Annotated in this window: 14 protein-coding genes; 10 read left to right on the forward strand and 4 right to left on the reverse strand. The window is 63.2% G+C overall.

What is annotated here, in order from left to right; genetic code table 11:
* Positions 1 to 17: 17 nt before the first annotated feature.
* The 6 genes from AC3WOG_RS24550 (at position 18) to AC3WOG_RS24575 (ending at position 7,920) form a co-directional block, all read left to right on the forward strand.
* On the forward strand, positions 18 to 1,187 hold the full coding sequence (locus AC3WOG_RS24550; protein WP_492580496.1) for an iron-containing alcohol dehydrogenase: 1,170 nt from the start codon (positions 18 to 20) through the stop codon (positions 1,185 to 1,187).
* Positions 1,184 to 3,505, forward strand: coding sequence for a 4-hydroxythreonine-4-phosphate dehydrogenase PdxA (gene pdxA / locus AC3WOG_RS24555; protein WP_492580497.1), 2,322 nt, complete (start codon positions 1,184 to 1,186; stop codon positions 3,503 to 3,505). The genes AC3WOG_RS24550 and pdxA overlap by 4 nt, the downstream gene beginning before the upstream one ends.
* Positions 3,506 to 3,637: 132 nt before the next feature.
* Positions 3,638 to 5,062 (forward strand): sodium:solute symporter family protein, encoded by a 1,425-nt coding sequence (locus tag AC3WOG_RS24560; protein WP_492580498.1) that lies wholly within the window; start codon positions 3,638 to 3,640, stop codon positions 5,060 to 5,062.
* A 25-nt stretch (positions 5,063 to 5,087) separates the two neighbouring features.
* Positions 5,088 to 6,275, forward strand: coding sequence for a sialidase family protein (locus AC3WOG_RS24565; RefSeq protein ID WP_492580499.1), 1,188 nt, complete (start codon positions 5,088 to 5,090; stop codon positions 6,273 to 6,275).
* A 136-nt stretch (positions 6,276 to 6,411) separates the two neighbouring features.
* Positions 6,412 to 7,179, forward strand: coding sequence for a DeoR/GlpR family DNA-binding transcription regulator (locus AC3WOG_RS24570; RefSeq protein WP_492580500.1), 768 nt, complete (start codon positions 6,412 to 6,414; stop codon positions 7,177 to 7,179).
* A gap of 45 nt (positions 7,180 to 7,224) precedes the next feature.
* A complete protein-coding gene (locus tag AC3WOG_RS24575) occupies positions 7,225 to 7,920 on the forward strand; it encodes an SDR family NAD(P)-dependent oxidoreductase (protein ID WP_492580501.1) in 696 nt (231 codons plus the stop codon).
* A 19-nt stretch (positions 7,921 to 7,939) separates the two neighbouring features.
* Here AC3WOG_RS24575 and AC3WOG_RS24580 read toward each other — a convergent pair whose 3' ends face one another.
* Positions 7,940 to 8,908, reverse strand: a complete 969-nt coding sequence (locus AC3WOG_RS24580) for a LacI family DNA-binding transcriptional regulator (RefSeq protein ID WP_492582433.1) — start codon at positions 8,906 to 8,908, stop codon at positions 7,940 to 7,942.
* Positions 8,909 to 9,218: 310 nt separating this feature from the next.
* Between AC3WOG_RS24580 and AC3WOG_RS24585 the strand changes: the two genes are divergently transcribed.
* The 3 genes from AC3WOG_RS24585 to hpaI are packed head-to-tail and all read left to right on the forward strand — an operon-like array spanning position 9,219 to position 12,933.
* Positions 9,219 to 10,766, forward strand: a complete 1,548-nt coding sequence (locus tag AC3WOG_RS24585; RefSeq protein WP_492580502.1) for a UxaA family hydrolase — start codon at positions 9,219 to 9,221, stop codon at positions 10,764 to 10,766.
* A gap of 60 nt (positions 10,767 to 10,826) precedes the next feature.
* Positions 10,827 to 12,170, forward strand: coding sequence for an MFS transporter (locus tag AC3WOG_RS24590; RefSeq protein ID WP_492580503.1), 1,344 nt, complete (start codon positions 10,827 to 10,829; stop codon positions 12,168 to 12,170).
* Positions 12,157 to 12,933, forward strand: coding sequence for a 4-hydroxy-2-oxoheptanedioate aldolase (gene hpaI / locus AC3WOG_RS24595; RefSeq protein WP_492582434.1), 777 nt, complete (start codon positions 12,157 to 12,159; stop codon positions 12,931 to 12,933). The genes AC3WOG_RS24590 and hpaI overlap by 14 nt, the downstream gene beginning before the upstream one ends.
* Positions 12,934 to 13,065: 132 nt before the next feature.
* Here hpaI and AC3WOG_RS24600 read toward each other — a convergent pair whose 3' ends face one another.
* Positions 13,066 to 13,842, reverse strand: coding sequence for an SDR family NAD(P)-dependent oxidoreductase (locus AC3WOG_RS24600; RefSeq protein ID WP_492580504.1), 777 nt, complete (start codon positions 13,840 to 13,842; stop codon positions 13,066 to 13,068).
* Between the two features lie 203 nt (positions 13,843 to 14,045).
* Here AC3WOG_RS24600 and AC3WOG_RS24605 point away from each other — a divergent pair, with 203 nt between their 5' ends.
* Entirely contained in the window at positions 14,046 to 14,624 is a 579-nt protein-coding gene (locus AC3WOG_RS24605; protein WP_492580505.1) for a TetR/AcrR family transcriptional regulator, read from the forward strand.
* 26 nt (positions 14,625 to 14,650) lie between these two features.
* Here the strand turns inward: AC3WOG_RS24605 and AC3WOG_RS24610 are convergent, their stop codons facing one another.
* Both AC3WOG_RS24610 and AC3WOG_RS24615 read right to left on the reverse strand, forming a co-directional pair.
* Positions 14,651 to 15,274: an ABC transporter ATP-binding protein gene (locus AC3WOG_RS24610; protein ID WP_492580506.1), complete on the reverse strand. Its 624-nt coding sequence runs from the start codon at positions 15,272 to 15,274 to the stop codon at positions 14,651 to 14,653.
* Between the two features lie 103 nt (positions 15,275 to 15,377).
* Positions 15,378 to 16,280, reverse strand: a complete 903-nt coding sequence (locus AC3WOG_RS24615) for a metal-dependent hydrolase (protein WP_492580507.1) — start codon at positions 16,278 to 16,280, stop codon at positions 15,378 to 15,380.
* Between the last annotated feature and the right edge of the window lie 21 nt (positions 16,281 to 16,301).

A 16,301-nucleotide genomic window follows, 5' to 3' on the forward strand; every position in this document is an offset into this window, starting at 1 on the left:
GCAAACGAAATATCGCCATGACCACGACCTATCACTTCCAGACCGTCAAGCATATCGTGCACGGCGCGCACAGCCTCGATCTGCTGGCGGAGAAACTCGCGTTGCTCGACACGCCGGTCAAGCGCATCGCACTGATCACGCAGCCTGCGATGGAAGCGCTCGGCGTGATCGATCGCGTAATTGCCGGTCTTGCCGGCAAAGATATCGAGGTGCTGATTGTGCGTGACGTCGAACCGGAGCCGACTATCGACAATGTGGAAAGCGTGTTCAGCGAACAGATCGCACCGTTTGCGCCGCACGCGATCCTGTCGATCGGCGGCGGCAGCGTGCTCGACGCAGCGAAGCTTTTCGCGGTGCGTCTGACCAACGATCAACCGCTGCGCGAATGGCTCGGCATCGATCTGATTCAAAAACCGGGCGTGCCGTTGATTCTCGTGCCGACCACCGCGGGCACCGGCTCCGAAGTGACGCCGAACGCAATCGTCACCTTGCCGGACGAGGAGTTGAAGGTCGGCATCGTGAGCCGTCATCTGTTGCCGCAACTGGTGATTCTCGACGCCGCGCTCACGCTGAAACTGCCGAAGCCGATCACCGCGGCGACCGGCATGGACGCGTTCGTGCACTCGCTCGAGTCTTATATCTCGACGAAGGCCAATCCCGTCAGCGACATGTTCGCGATGGAGTCGATGCGGCTGATCGGCGCGAACATCATCGAAGCCTACGAGCACGGCGAGTCGATCAAGGCGCGCGAGGCGATGATGCTCGGCTCGATGTATGGCGGTCTGGCGTTGACGGCAGCCGGCACGGCCGCGGTGCATGCGCTCGCGTATCCGCTCGGCGGCATGTTCAACATCACGCACGGCGTCGCGAACGCCATGTTGTTGCCGCATGTGATGGCGTTCAACATGGACGCGTGCGTCGGCCGGCTCGCCGACGTGGCGCGCGCGCTGTCGCTCGGCGCACACGACGACGATGAGCAGACGGCCGCCGGCAAGCTGATCGAGCGCATCGTCGAATGGACCGCGGCCGTCGACATTCCGCAGGATTTGCGCAAGTTCGGCGTCGGCGAAGACGATCTCGATGCGCTCGCGGTGGCCGCGGCCAAAGTCAAACGGCTGCTCGGCAACAACCCGAAGCCGCTTTCGCTCGACGACATGAAGGCGATCTATCGCCGTCTGCTGCCATGAACACCGCTTGCAAGCGCCGCCCGCGGCTGTTGATCATCGGCGACGATCTGTCGGGCACGGCCGACTGCGCCGTGACCGGCGCGCGCCTGGGATTGCGCAGCGTCGTGACGCTGAATGCACGCGCACCTTCGCCAGCCGGCATGAAAGACACGGTCGATGTGCTCGCGGTCGATGCCGATTCACGCCGGCTCGACGCCGCGTCGGCGGCGCGCAGCAATGTGGACGTGTGGCGCGAACTCGGTCACGCGGACACGCGGCTCTACAAGAAGATTGATTCGACGCTGCGCGGCAACTTCGCCGCCGAGGTCGCCGCACTTGTGCCGCTCGCCGGTATGGCGATCGTGGCGCCGGCGTTTCCGGCCGCCGGCCGTACGACGCGCGATGGCCGTCAATGGCTGAACGGCGTGCTGGTCGAACAAACCGAAGTGTGGCGCAACGAAGGCATTGGTGGCGAGGCGAATATTCCGTCGATGCTCGCCGGATGCGGCGTGGGCACGGTCGCGCTGACCTTGGCCGAGGTTCGGGCGGGCGACGCCGCGTTGATGGACCGCCTCGACACACTGCGTCACGCCGGCATTCAGGCCGTGGTTTGCGACAGCGAAACGGAAGACGACTTGCGGCGCGTCGCCCACGCGTCGGCGCAACTGCGAGGCGTGTTCTGGGTCGGCTCCGCAGGGCTCGCACGCGACCTGATGAGCGCATTGAAACTGACCGACACCACGAAGCCGACTCCACCGAACGAACACACGCCGAGCCAGCCGGTATTAACCGTGGTCGGCAGCATGTCGAGCGTTTCACATGCGCAGGTCGCCCGGCTCAGGACGGAAGCGGGCAATGCGCTTGTTTCGTTCGAAATCGATACGAGGACGCTGCGTGCCGATACGGCTACGCGTGCGCATTCGAATCTCACGCGGGCGGTGAGCGAAGCGCTTCGGCAGGGACGGCACGTCGTCATCTCGCTGAGTCAGACAGATCGCACAAGCGTCGTCGACGGACTGCTGTTTTGCCGGTGTCTCGCGGCGCTGCTCGTGCCCGCGTTGCCATTCGCCGGCAGCGTGATCGCCACCGGCGGCGAGACGGCGCGCGCGTTGTTGTCCGCTGCCGGCATCGGCGAGCTGCGCATCGTCGAAGAAATCGAAAGCGGCGTGCCGCTGCTGCATGCGCTTCATAACGGACGCCGTCTTTGCGTCGTCACCAAAGCGGGCGGCTTCGGTCGTCCCGACACGCTTCATCTTGCCTGGCGGCAACTCGCCGGCGTTCAACGTATCGCCCGGCCTCACGAGGCCATCATAAGAGGACTGACCACAATGACCTATCGTCCAGTTATCGGCATCACCATGGGCGATGCTGCCGGCGTCGGCCCGGAAATCGTCATGAAAGCGCTGGCGCATGCCTCCGTGTACGAACAGTGCCGGCCGCTCGTGATCGGCGACGCCGCGCGTCTGCGCGATGCCGGCAAACGTGCGGGCGTTACGCTCGACGTGCGTGCGGTCAGCCGCCCCGCGGACGCGGGTTTCGAGTGCGGCGTGGTCGATTGCATCGACCTCGGACTGATTCCCGCCGATCTGCCGTATGGAAAGCTGTCGGCGGTCGCGGGCGATGCCGCTTACCAGTATGTCGCGCGCACCGTCCAGCTGACATCGGCGGGGGAACTCGACGCGATCTGCACCGCGCCGCTGAACAAGGAAGCGCTGCACGCGGGCGGCCACATTTTCCCCGGCCATACGGAGATGCTCGCGCATCTGACCGGCATCGACGAAGTGTCGATGATGCTCGTCGCGCCGAAGCTGCGCGTGATTCACGTGACGACGCACATCGGCCTGCTCGACGCGATTCGCCGCATCGAGCCGGGCCTCGTGCAGCGGACCATCGAGCGCGCGCACGAAACGCTGGTGCGCGCCGGGATCGACAATCCGCGCATCGGCGTGTGTGGGATCAATCCGCATGCGGGCGAGAACGGCCTGTTCGGCTACGGCGAGGAAGAGGAAAAGATCGTACCGGCGGTTCAGTTGCTGCAGGCACGCGGCTGGGACGTCGAGGGCCCGCTGCCCGCCGACACGCTGTTCTTCCGCGCCGGCCGAGGCGATTTCGACGTGGTCGTCGCGATGTACCACGACCAGGGCCATGGCCCGATCAAGGTGATGGGCCTCGAGGCAGGCGTCAACGTGACGGTGGGTCTGCCGGTGATTCGCACGTCTGTCGATCACGGCACGGCATTCGACATCGCCGGCAAGGGAATCGCCGACGAAGGCAGCATGCTCGAAGCGCTAAAACAGGCACTCGATCTCGCGACGCGGCATTCCGAACTGGAAGCCTGAGCGCGCCTCGCGAACCGATAGGACACACGCCGCTGCGGCGCAAGCAACACACGGTTGCCGAGAAGGCGGGCACACGCCCGGCAGCCGGATATTTCGATGCAAAGACGTCGGCAAAATACATTCGGAGACACCATGGCAACTTTCGGCTATTGGGACACAGCGATCATCATCGGTATGGTCGTGCTCTACATTCTTCTGACGAGCTGGTTCAGCATACGGCTACGCAGCCGCAATTCCGAACAGTTCATGGTGGCCTCGCGCTCGATGCCGGCGGTAGTCGTCGCGGTGTTGCTGATGTCCGAGTTCATCGGCGCAAAGTCGACGGTGGGCACGTCGCAGGAAGCATTCAGCGCCGGCATTGCGGCGTCGTGGTCAGTGATCGCCGCGTCGATCGGTTTTCTGTTCTTCGGCCTGTTCATGGCGAAGCGTCTCTACAGTTCTGGTGAGTTCACGATTTCCGGCTTCATTGCGATGAAGTACGGCAAGCGCGCGAAGCTCATCGTGTCGGCGATCATGATCTATGCACTGTTCCTCGTGAACGTCGGCAACTATGTGAGCGGCGCGGCCGCGATCTCGACCGTGATGCGCATCAATCTGCCGACCGCCGCGGTGATCACTGCGATTGTCAGCACGGTGTATTTCGCGTGGGGCGGCTTGAAGAGTGTCGCGTATCTGACCATCGTGCATAGCGCGGTCAAACTGATTGGCATTGCGATTCTGGTGGTCATCGCCTGGCAAATGACGGGCGGCGTCAAGCCAATGATGGCGCAAATGCCCGAGCACTACTTCACATGGAACGGCTCGCTCAGCAACGGCACGATCGGCGCGTGGATCATCGGCACAGCGGGCGCGATCTTCTCGACGCAGTTCATTATTCAGGCGATTTCCGCGACCCGCTCACCCGCGGCGGCGCGCAACGCGTCGTTGCTCGCGGCTGTGCTGTGCGTGCCGATTTCGATCGCGCTCGGCTTTCTCGGCGTGGCGGCGAAGTACCTGTTTCCGAACATCAAGAGCCTCTATGCGCTGCCCGTCTTTCTGCAGCATATGAATCCGCTGCTGGCCGGCGTGGTGACGACTTCGCTTGTCGCGTCGATTTTCGTCAGCGTGTGCACGGTGGCGCTCGCGATTGCGTCGCTGATCGTCAAGGATTTCTACGTGCCGCGCTATCGTCCGGCACCCGATGTCGAACTGCGCATGACGCGCTGGATTTCGCTCTTCGTCGGGGGCGCGCCACTCGTGTTCGTGCTGTTCGTGCCACAGATCCTCGCGCTGTCGTTCTTCACGCGCGCCTTGCGGTTGACGGTGTCGGTGGTCGCGCTGATGGGTATCTACCTGCCGTTCTTCAACAGCAGCCGTGGCGCGATGGCCGCCCTGATCGTCGCTACCATCACGACGACGATCTGGTATCTGCTCGGCAATCCGCTCGGCGTCGACAATATGTATGTATCGCTGGTGACGCCGGCCGTCGTCATCGTGCTGGAGAAGCTGCTGTTTCCGTCCGGATCGAAACCGGTGGGCGCCAGCGGCGAGCGCCTCGCGCATCATGAATCACATTGACGTGACGTACTCAGGAGAACCCTGGATGACTTCCATCCTCGCAGAAGCCCCGACCTCGACGACGTGGGACAGCCAGGTGCGAGTGGCCTATGCCGACGCACAGCGCCGCGACGCGTATTTGCCGTCACCGTGCGTGCAGAACCACGCGGCGAATCTGCATGCGCTTTCCAACGGCGACCTGCTGTGCGTGTGGTTCGGCGGCACGCAGGAAGGTATTCCCGACGTGTCGATCTACATGTCGCGGCTGCGTGCGGGTAGCGACGTCTGGTCCGAGCCCGAGAAACTGTCGAACGACCCGACGCGCTCCGAACAGAACCCCGTGTTGTTCACTGCGCCCGACGGCTGTTTGTGGCTCACGTATACGGCGCAGTTGTCCGGGCACCAGAACACCGCGATCGTGAGGCGGCGCATCTCGTCCGACGGCGGCGTGACGTGGGGGGCGATCGAGACGCTGTTCGACCGGCCGGGGACGTTCGTACGTCAGCCGATCGTTGTGCTGCCCGACGGCGCGTGGCTGTGCCCGGTGTTTATGTGCCGCACCGAACTCGGCGAGCGCTGGGTCGGCAACAACGACATCAGCGCGGTGCTGATCTCGGAGGACCAAGGGCGTTCGTGGTACGAGCATCAGGTGCCCAATAGTGTCGGCTGCGTGCATATGAATGTGCAGGTACTCGCCGACGGCTCGCTGCTCGCATTGTTCCGCAGCCGCTGGGCGGACTTCATCTATGCGAGCCGTTCGAGCGACGGCCGCGCGTGGAGTGCTCCGCAAGCGACCACGTTGCCGAACAACAATTCGTCTATCCAGTTCGTGTCGTTGAGGAATGGCCATCTCGCGCTGGTATTCAACGAGAGCAGCGCGTCGCATAGCACCGGGCGGCGCGCATCGCTGTACGACGATATCGAAGATTCCGAGGATAGCGGCGAGTTGCGCGATCAAGGTGCCTCGTCGCACGGCACGGCATTCTGGGGCGCGCCGCGTGCGCCGATGTCGCTGGCGATTTCCGAAGACGGTGGGCACACATGGACGCGCCGGCGCAATCTGGAGATCGGCGACGGCTACTGCATGACGAACAATTCGGCTGAGCAGCGCAACCGCGAGTATTCGTATCCGTCGATCGTGCAATCGAGTGACGGCGCATTGCATATTGCTTTCACCTATTTCCGTCAGCGTATCAAGTACGTGAGCGTCGACGAAACGTGGGTGCGTGGCTGAAGCAGTAAAAGCGAGGAGCCGGTTGTGAGCGGACCGGAAAGGGACACGGCGTGCGATGGAAATTCGCTACACTAGGCGCACTTTTTCGCGCGCTGATGGCGCGCTGTGGCTTAACCGGTTCCTCCGATCCAAGATCATGAAAGTTGCGAAACGCCGCGAGGCGATGCTTCACGCTGTGCTGGGCGGGATGACCGATGTCGGTACGCTGTGCGAGCACTTCGGCATGTCCGAGGCGACCGTGCGGCGCGACCTGCGGGCGCTCGCGGACGATCGCCAGATTCTGCGTACCTATGGCGGCGCGGCGGCGGTCAGCGCGCACGAACCGGAAGCATCGCTCGACGAGCGCAGCGAGAGCTTCCGCGAACAGAAAGAAGCGATCGCGCGCGCCGCGCTCGCCCATGTGCAGGACGACGACACGCTGTTCCTCGATGGTGGCACGACCACCGCGGCGCTTGCGCGGCAATTGATCGGCCATCGTTCGGTTCATGTCGTGACGAACAACCTGCTGGCGGTCGGCGCGTTGGCATCGAGCAAAGTGCGGGTGACGCTGATCGGCGGTGATATCCGCTCGTCGAGCATGAGTACGCTCGGACCCTTGGCGCAACTTGCGCTGAGCCGGCTGAGTTTCGACAAGGCGTTTCTCGGTGCTGATGGCGTGACCGCAACACGCGGTCTGTGTGAAGCGACTGCCGAGCAGGCGTATCTGAAGGAATGCGTGATCCGGCAGGCGGCAAGTGTGTTCGTGCTCGTCACCGCCGACAAGCTCGGCCGCGCCAGCCAGCAACATTGGACGCCGCTCGAACGCGATTGGACGTTGATTACCGATGACGCGGCGCAGCCGCAGGAACTCGCCTTGTTCGACGAGCGGGGCGAGGTGACGGTGGAGACCGTGACGGTTCGATAAGCGTTCGCGACGCCTCCGCGTGACCGATTTTCGAGGGGAAACGGCGTGGCAGCGAAATCTGTGGTGCAACGGCATGCGGTGGTGACGGGCGCGTCATCGGGAATCGGCCTCGCGATTGTCGAGCGCCTGTTGGCGGATGGCTGGCGCGTGACCGGTTTGTGCCGGACACCGGCTAGGGAGACCGTCGAGCGTTTGACTATCGTACCTGTCGACGTGACGGATTTCACGGTGCTCGAGCCTGCTCTCGATGCAATCGGCTCATGCGATGCGCTCGTGCACGCGGCCGGCTTCATGCGCACGGCGCCGCTCGGCGAACTGGCCGCGGGCGACGGCGCGGCGATGTGGCGGATTCATGTCGACGCAGCCGCCTTTCTCGCCAATGCGTTGATGCCGAAGATGCCTGCGGGCGGCCGAATCGTGCTGATCGGCAGCCGGACGGCGAATGGCGCCGTCACTCGCAGTCAATACGCGGCGACAAAAGCGGCGTTGATCGGCATGGCCCGATCATGGGCCGCCGAACTCGCGCCGCGCAGTATCACGGTCAACGTGGTGGCGCCCGGCGCAACGGATACACCGTTGCTCAGCGATCCCGCGCGTGCCGGAACTCCGCCGAAAATGCCGCCAATCGGCCGGTTCGTTCAGCCGTCGGAAGTCGCCGCCTTGACCGCGTTTCTACTCGGCCCGGATGCGGGCGCGATTACCGGGCAGCAGATTATGGTGTGCGGTGGTTCCTCTCTCTGAACTGGCGCCCAGACCGCTATCAGGCGCTGTCGCGCTCGATCAGCGTGAAACCGACGTCGACGATACGGTGCGCTTCGACGCCGCTTTCTATTTTTTCAACCAGCATGGACGCCGCCAGTTTGCCGATTCGGGTGCCGTCGATCCGGATGGTGGTGAGGGGCGGGTCCGTGTCCGGTGCGAAGTTCTGATCGCCGTAACCGATCACCCGCAGTTGCTGCGGGACCGACAGGCCCCGGCTTCGGGCCTCCATCAGCAAGCCCAGCGCAAGGATATCGGCGCCGCAGAACACAGCATCGATGTCGGGGTGCTGATCGAGCAGGGCGCTCAACGCGCGCCTGCCGTCACCCAGATTGGCAGGCGACTCGACCGATACGACGGGAATCCTGGCCGCCGGACCGAACGTTTTCACGAACGCGTGGGTGCGCGTTTGCGCGCGGCGATCGCTCGGCGTCACCACGGCCGGCCGTTGCGCACCACGTGTCTGCAGATAACGCGCCGCGGCTTTGCCGACCTTCTGATGAGAAAAGCCAACCAGCATGTCGAGCGGCGCCCGCGTGATGTCCCATGTTTCGACGACGGGAATGCCTGAAGCCTGGAGCTTTTGCCTCGCATGTTCCGAGTGAATCACGCCGGTCAGTACGATACCCGCGGGGCGCCTGCCCACGATGGCGTCGAGCAGCGCGTCTTCGCGCGATTCGTCGTAGCCGCTCTGGCCGATCAGCAACTGATAACCCGCGGCGGCCAGTTCGGCGGTCAGCGCCGCAAAGGTTTCCTGGAAGACGCTTCCCGCCATCGCCGGAATCAGCGCGACGATCAGGCGGCTGCGATTCGAAGCCAGCGACCCCGCAATCAGGTCCGGCGTGTAACCCGTCTGCCGCACTGCCTCGCGCACGCGTTCGAGCGTGTCGGTCGAGACGAGTTCGGGGGTGTTCAACGCTCGCGAGACCGTGACCTTCGTGACACCCACCAGCGCCGCCAGATCGCTCAGCGTGACGCGGCCAGTGTTCTTGCGGGCGCGGCGAGAGGCGGCGTGCTCTGCTGGCGTGCTGAAGTCGGTCCGGGTCTTGATCACAGGAAATTTTTCGTCGAATTGAAAAGGTGGCTGGCAATTATCGCAAAAGCATACTACGATAGCTGTAATGTTACCGGTTACATAAACCGGTAACATTACAGCGTCAACCCATTAATATCGACATTGAGACACCGCTTGCATCAACCGCGGCAGGCGACAAGCGGCAAGTGACGGCTGGGACGTTCGGGTACAAGCCCTCGAAAGCCAGCCACGGAGGACGAAGAGGATGTTGCAGGCAAACACGGCCTTCACAGGCCCGCTGATCAGGCTTAACGAGGCGGACAACGTGCTGATCGCGCGCGAGACGTTGGCGATCGGCCAGTTGCTGCGGTTCGGCGATATCGAGCTGCGCATGCGTGCGCAGGTTTCGCCGGGCCACAAGGTCGCCGCCACCCGCATCCTGCTTGGCCAGCCGATACGCAAGTACGACACGGTGATTGGCCGGGCAGCGCGCGATATCGAGGTGGGCGAGCACGTTCATTCGCACAACATCGAGTTGATCGACTTCGAGCGCGATCCGGGTTTTTGTCAGGACGTTCGCCCAGTTGACTACGTTCCGGAGGCTCAGCGAGCAACCTTCCTCGGCATCGTGCGTCCTGACGGGCGCATCGCCACCCGCAACTTCATCGGCATCCTCGCCTCCGTCAATTGCTCTGCGACGGTCATCAGGCACATTGCCGCGTGGTTCACGCCCGAGCGTCTCGCCCGCTACCCGAAGGTCGACGGCGTGGTGGCGTTCGCGCAGACAAGCGGCTGCGGTATGTCCTCGCCGAGCGAGCATTTCGACGTCCTGCGGCGCACGCTGGCCGGTTACGCGCGGCATCCGAATCTTGCCGGCGTACTGGTGGTCGGTCTCGGTTGTGAGCGCAACCAGGTGGTGGATCTGCTGGAGTCGCAGGGGCTGGCGACCGGCAAGACGATGCGCGCGCTCGTGATGCAGAATGAAGGCGGCACCCGCGCGACAATCGAGGCGGGCGTCGCGGCCATCGAGCAGATGCTGCCGGCAGCGAACGACATCGAGCGGCGTCGCGTATCGGCGAGCCATCTGAAGATCGGTCTGGAATGCGGCGGATCGGACGGCTTTTCCGGCATCACGGCCAATCCCGCACTGGGCGCGGCGATGGATCTGCTGGTGCGCCACGGCGGCACCGCGATCCTCTCGGAGACGCCGGAGATTCACGGTGTCGAGTACATGCTGACCCGCCGGGCGGTAACACCCGAAGTCGGGCAGAAGCTGCTCGACCGGCTCGCCTGGTGGGCGCGTTATACGCGTGGCCACAACGGCCAGTTCAACGGCGTGGTCGGCCCGGGAAATCAGCAGGGCGGCCTCGCGAATATTTTCGAAAAGTCGCTCGGGTCCGCGATGAAGGGCGGTACCACGCCGCTCCAGGCCGTCTACGAATACGCCGAACCGATCGACCGCGCGGGTTTCGTCTTCATGGATTCGCCCGGCTACGATCCGGTTGCGGTGACCGGTCAGATCGCGAGCGGTGCAAACCTGATCTGCTTCACGACCGGCCGCGGCTCCATGTTCGGCTCGAAGCCCGCGCCGACCCTCAAGCTCGCCAGCAATACGCCGATGTTCAAGCGCCTTGGCGAGGATATGGATATCAACTGTGGACTCGTTATGGACGGCGAGCGCTCCGTGCAGGAGATGGGACAGGATATCTTCGAGCATATCCTGCGTACCGCGTCGGGCGAGCGGACAAAAAGCGAATTGCTGGGCCTGGGAGATCACGAATTCGTACCGTGGCATATGGGTATTGTGAGCTGACGCCTCGAAGCGTCGCGCGATGCGCAACCGGAAGTGCCAATACAGAACAGGAGACAAGACATGCAGAGCGACTGGCAAAGGGCGTCACGATCGAAGGTGCGCTGGCTGGTGGCCGGCCTCATGTGGGCGGCGATCGCGATCAACTATATCGACCGCACCGTGCTGTCCGCCGCGGCGCCACACATTCAGACGGCGTTTCATCTGAGCGCGATGGAAATGGGCATCGTGATGTCGGCGTTTTTCTGGTCCTATGCGCTGCTGCAATTGCCGGCCGGCATGCTGGCCGACCGGTTCGGCCAGAAGAAGGTCCTTGGCTTCGCCGTGTTCTGGTGGTCGCTGGCGACCGCCGCCACCGGGCTCGCCAGCGGATTCAAGTCGCTTGTCGCGCTGCGCGTCGCGCTCGGCATCGGAGAAGCGGGCGCTTATCCGAGCAACGCGGGTATCGCATCCAGATGGTTTCCGAAGCAGGAGCGCGCGACGGTTGCGGGCATCTTCGACAGCGGCTCGAAGCTCGGCGGCGCGATTGCACTGCCGTTGATCGCTTACCTTCTGGCGACCTTCGACTGGAAAATCACCTTTGCGATTACCGGTTCGCTGGGTCTGATCTGGTGCGTCGTGTGGCAGCTCGCATTCAAGGACTCGCCTGCCGATCACAAGCGGGTCGACGCGGCGGAACTCGCTTACATCCGTGATGAGCAGAGCCCGGCGGCCGTCGATGCGTGCAAGCCGGGCGCGTCCTGGAAGCGGCTATTCGCACACCGGAACATCTGGGCGATGTGCATCGGCTTCTTCATGATCAACTACAACTCGTACTTCTTCATCACATGGCTGCCCACTTACCTGGTCAAGGCGCGCGGCATGAGTCTGATGGAGATGGGCTTCATGGCATCGCTGCCGCTCGTGATATCGATGTTTGTCGAAGTGCTGGCGGGATGGGCGTCCGACCGCGTATACAGCTCCGGCAAGCTTTCTCTCACCGCAACCCGCAAGCTCTTTCTCGTCATCGGCCTCGTCATGGCATCGAGCATCGGTCTCGCGGCCTTTGCGCAATCCGCGGTCACGGCCGTGGTTCTGCTTTGTATCGCCAAGTCAGGCACGACGGTTGCCGCATCCCAGGTGTGGGCGCTTCCCGCCGATGTCGCGCCGCGGAACATGGTGTCGATGGTAGCAGGGGTCCAGAACACGGTGTCGAACATGGGGGGTGTGGTCGGTCCGGTGGTGACGGGCGCCATTGTCGGTGCGACGGGATCGTTCATCCCTGCATTGGTTTTTTCATCGGTGCTGATCGCGATCGCCATCCTCAATTACGTGTTCCTGCTTGGCAAAGTGGAACCGATCCAGTTCGACGACAAACCCGTGGAGTTCGAGAGCCATGAGCAACGCAATGCAGATGCCAGCGCCTAATTCGTTCAAATCCGCTCTTGCCGTCCGGCGCCGCCAGATCGGTTTCTGGCTTTCCATGGCCGACGCGTATCTGGCCGAAGTGAGCGCGACCGCCGGCTTCGACTGGCTTCTGATCGACAGCGAGCACGCGCCGAACGACCTGCGCAGCATCCTCGCGCAGTTGCAGGCGGTCGCGCCTTATGGAGCAGAAGCCGTGGTGCGGCCTGTCAACAGCGACCCGGCACTGATCAAGCGTCTGCTCGACATCGGCGCACGCACGCTGCTGGTGCCGATGGTCGACACCGCGGAGCAGGCGAGGGCGGTCGTGTCCGCCGTGCGCTATCCGCCACATGGCGTTCGCGGTGTGGGCAGCGCGGTTGGCCGGGCCTCGCGCTGGAGTGCGCGGACCGATTATCTGGACGTCGCCGACAGCGAAATCTGCGTGCTGGTGCAGGCGGAGACCGTGACCGCTTTGGCGAATCTCGAGTCGATCTGCGCAGTCGAGGGTGTCGATGGCGTGTTCATCGGCCCGGCCGATCTGGCCGCCTCGATGGACTATCGCGGCAAGCCGGGCCATCCTGAAGTCCAACGTGCGATCGAGGCCGCCATGCGCACCATCGTCGAGTCAGGCAAAGCCGCAGGCACGTTGACCTCGGATCCCACGCTTGCACGACATTACCTCGAACTGGGCTGCACCTTCGTCGCCACGGGCGTTGACATCCTGATGTTCGCCAACGCGGCGCGCAAGCTGGCCCAGGAATTTGCTGGACCGCAGATCGAATAGGCGATTCGCATCGACACCTGGAAGTGGCGCCGTCGTTAGGCGAGCATTGTTGAGCCAACGTTATCCGGACTTTCGCCGGCATGCGGCTTATCTCCAAGGCTGGATCGCCGCATGCGCACGTTCGCCCAGCTTTCACCCCTTGCGGAAGATAGGCGCCCCCCACGGCGCACCGATTGTGCCGCCGTCGACGACGATTTCCGCCGCCGTGATTCCGGAAGCGTCATCGGACGCGAGGAAAAGTACGGCCTTGGCAACCTCTTCAGGTGTAGCGAGGCGAGCCAGCGGAATGCGCGGCGCGAGCGCTTCTTCGGTCCCGTCGAGCGTCGCGCCGGCCCGTGCGCCGCGCGTCCAGATCGGCGTGCGCGTGCCGCCTGGAATCACGGTGTTGACGCGAATGCCACGCTGCACGAGTTCGGATGCAAACACCCTCGCCATGCCGGTGACGCCCGCCTTCGTAGCGGAATAAGCGGCCGACCCCGGCGAGCCTAACTCGCGCATCACGGAGCCGTTCAATACGATCGCGCCGCCGGCGCTCATCAACGGAAGGGCCGATTGAACCGTGAGAAAGACAGCAGTGAGATTGGTGCGAAGAATCGCCTCGAACGCAGCAGCGGTCGTGCCGCCGAGCGGCGTCGGACCGGAGATCCCGGCGTTGGCGAAAACGATGTCGAGGGACCCGAATGCTTGCTGGATCTGCTTGAACATCGACTCGATCGCGGTTTCATCGTCGAGATCAGCCGCTATGCCTAGCGCGTTTTCGCCGAGCGCGGATACCGCCTCATCCAGTTTTGCGCGATCGCGGCCAGTGATCGCAACACGGGCGCCTTCGGCGATCAAAAGCTTCGCTGCAGTAAAACCAATGCCGCTGTTGCCGCCAGTGACGAGCGCTGTCTTTCCAGTAAAACGCATATCCTTCTCCTGTGTGTTACGGCGCGAGATCGAGTCGAAAGTCGCGCCTGCTGACGGCGCCAAGTCCTGTTACGCAGCGCAGGGCAGCCGCCGCATCCAAACCAGCATGAGCGTCGTCAACACCTCATTCTGTATGTTGATCGTCATGCAGAAGTTCAGTATTATAGTCATCATGCAGATTGTCAAGGGTGGTGAGGCAAAAAATGGGTTATTCGCAGGCACAAAAGGCTGAGAGCAGGCAGCGGGTTCTGGAGAGCGCATCACGGCAGATCCGCGAACACGGCATCGAGGCGCTCGGCGTCGCCGACTGCATGCGCAGCGCGGGGCTCACGCACGGCGCGTTCTACGGTCATTTTTCGTCGCGTGATGCGTTGATTCTGGAAGCGCTCGAGCACGCGGTCAGTCAGAGCGAGAAGCGCATTGCGTCTCTCTTAGCCAGTTCGGGAAAGCGTGGGGAAACGCCTCTGCAGTCCATCGCCGAGGCGTTTCTCAATGAGCGTCACGTGAAGAATCCCGGCAAAGGATGTGCGTTGTGCGCACTCGCCGGCGAGGCGCGCCATGCGAATCCGGACGTCAGGGAACAGCTCACGGAGTACGTGCGCAAGCTGGCGTCGCGAATAGCACAAGCCGCATCCACTGAGAGCGAACAGCCGGCGTTGGGCGTCGTCGCGACCATCGTGGGAGCCATTACGCTTGCGCGCGCAGTGGACGACGACAAGCTGGCGAAATCGATTCTTTCCGCATCGCTCGCGCTGGTCATGACCCAGGACGGCGCGCAGTAAGCTCGCGGGCGCCTCGCAGTAGCTTGTTAAACGCTCATACCAAGATCGGCGAAACCGATCAGTGTCGCATTGCAGGCTTGCGTCAGCGCCGTGTCGTAGCTCGAGAAAAAGACCGTGCGGTCTTCGGCTAACGTTTTGAACCAATCGATCAGTACAGCGCGCGCAGCGGCGTCGAGCCCGCCAGCCGGCTCATCCGCGATGACGACGGTGGGCTTGCCCAGCGCGATCGCCGTCAGGAACATCTTCTTGCGGGTGCCAAACGACATTTGCTCGAAGCGTTTCTCGAGATGCGGCGCGAGCCCGAAGCGGTGCGCGAGATCGAGCGTGCGGCTGTCGACTACCGTCTTTCTGGTCGATGCGACATGTTCGAGAAACGCGCGACCGGTTTGAAGCGGATACGCTATGCAGTCATCGGGGATATACGCGAGTATCGATTTTGCCTCGAGCGGCGCGGTACGCAGCGAATGCCCATCGAGCCACACCTCGCCTTCATCGGCCTCGATCGTACCGGCGAGGATGCCGAGCAAGGTGGACTTGCCGCTGCCGGTTTCATCGTTGAGCGCCACGCATCCTGCGCCGGTGCTGTAACGCAGTCCCTGAAAAATGATGCGCTCGCCGTAGCGTTTGCAAAGATTCTCGAATCGAAGCATGAAGTGCAGTGTGTGTCAGACGAAGATTGGCCGCGCGAAGGCGCCCTGAATCATGCCAGACAGTTCCGGTTTCGGCGAGCGAGTTGCCGTATCAGTTGCCGTATCAATTCGCATCGCGCACCCAGTTGCCCCCATGCGCCGCGGCCTGCGCAGCGGGCGAGGTTGCAAGGTAGGCGAGCGCCTGCTCGGTGGAGCCTTCGTGATGCGGCGTGTAGCGAGGATTGAAATAGCGTAGCGCCGCGGCGATCATTTTCCGGAACGACGGCAGACAACCGCGCCGCGCCCCGGCGCGCCAGGCGAGGATAAAGCCTCGGTACGCACCGGCGTCGGGATCGCGCTGATGCATGAAGCGTGCCCCGTGCGTGAGAAAGTACAGCAGAAGCATGATGGTCGACAGCATGTGGAAGCAGCGTTCGAAGTAAGTGCCGCCCATATGCCGGAAGATGTCGAAAGCCACGGTGCGATGCTCCACTTCTTCGGCGCCGTGCCAACGCAGCAGGTCGAGCATGGTGGGGTCGGCATGGGCGGCATCGAGCCCGTTGGCATTGAGCACCCAGTTGCCGAGATAACCGAAAAAGTGTTCCAGCGCGGCGATGATGCCGAGCTGCTGGCGCAGCCAGAAGCGCGTTTTGCCGATCTTCAGCCCAAGCGGTTGTTCGCCGAGCAGCTTGCCGAACAGCCAGTCGAGTTTCCTCGTGAAGGGCTGCGTGTCGATGCCGTGGGCCTTGTAGTAGTGCGTCAGCACACCGCCGTGCGAGCGCGAATGCACCGCTTCCTGTCTGAGGAACCCCTGGGCGTCGTCGTGCAACGCGGGGTTGGTGATCTGCGGCAGCGCCTTGTTGTAGACGCGGCAGAACCATAGTTCGCCGGCGGGGAACAACAGGTTCAGCACATTGATGATGTGCGTGCTCGACGGGTCGCCGGGAATCCACTGGATAGGCGTTCGACTCCAGTCGAACTTCACATGGCGTGCCTTGATCTTGTACGGCGTTTGTTCTTCGGTCATGAGGGTCTCCGGCGTCCGGTT

It is taken from the genome of Paraburkholderia sp. FW306-02-B (assembly GCF_058782725.1).

Excerpts from the sequence above, each read along its gene's own strand:
- AC3WOG_RS24550 (WP_492580496.1), top strand. The coding sequence starts at position 18 with ATGACCACGACCTATCACTTCCAGACCGTCAAGCATATCGTGCACGGC.
- pdxA (WP_492580497.1), top strand. The coding sequence starts at position 1,184 with ATGAACACCGCTTGCAAGCGCCGCCCGCGGCTGTTGATCATCGGCGAC.
- AC3WOG_RS24560 (WP_492580498.1), top strand. The coding sequence starts at position 3,638 with ATGGCAACTTTCGGCTATTGGGACACAGCGATCATCATCGGTATGGTC.
- AC3WOG_RS24565 (WP_492580499.1), top strand. The coding sequence starts at position 5,088 with ATGACTTCCATCCTCGCAGAAGCCCCGACCTCGACGACGTGGGACAGC.
- AC3WOG_RS24570 (WP_492580500.1), top strand. The coding sequence starts at position 6,412 with ATGAAAGTTGCGAAACGCCGCGAGGCGATGCTTCACGCTGTGCTGGGC.
- AC3WOG_RS24585 (WP_492580502.1), top strand. The coding sequence starts at position 9,219 with ATGTTGCAGGCAAACACGGCCTTCACAGGCCCGCTGATCAGGCTTAAC.
- AC3WOG_RS24590 (WP_492580503.1), top strand. The coding sequence starts at position 10,827 with ATGCAGAGCGACTGGCAAAGGGCGTCACGATCGAAGGTGCGCTGGCTG.
- hpaI (WP_492582434.1), top strand. The coding sequence starts at position 12,157 with ATGCCAGCGCCTAATTCGTTCAAATCCGCTCTTGCCGTCCGGCGCCGC.
- AC3WOG_RS24600 (WP_492580504.1), bottom strand. The coding sequence starts at position 13,842 with ATGCGTTTTACTGGAAAGACAGCGCTCGTCACTGGCGGCAACAGCGGC.
- AC3WOG_RS24605 (WP_492580505.1), top strand. The coding sequence starts at position 14,046 with ATGGGTTATTCGCAGGCACAAAAGGCTGAGAGCAGGCAGCGGGTTCTG.
- AC3WOG_RS24610 (WP_492580506.1), bottom strand. The coding sequence starts at position 15,274 with ATGCTTCGATTCGAGAATCTTTGCAAACGCTACGGCGAGCGCATCATT.
- AC3WOG_RS24615 (WP_492580507.1), bottom strand. The coding sequence starts at position 16,280 with ATGACCGAAGAACAAACGCCGTACAAGATCAAGGCACGCCATGTGAAG.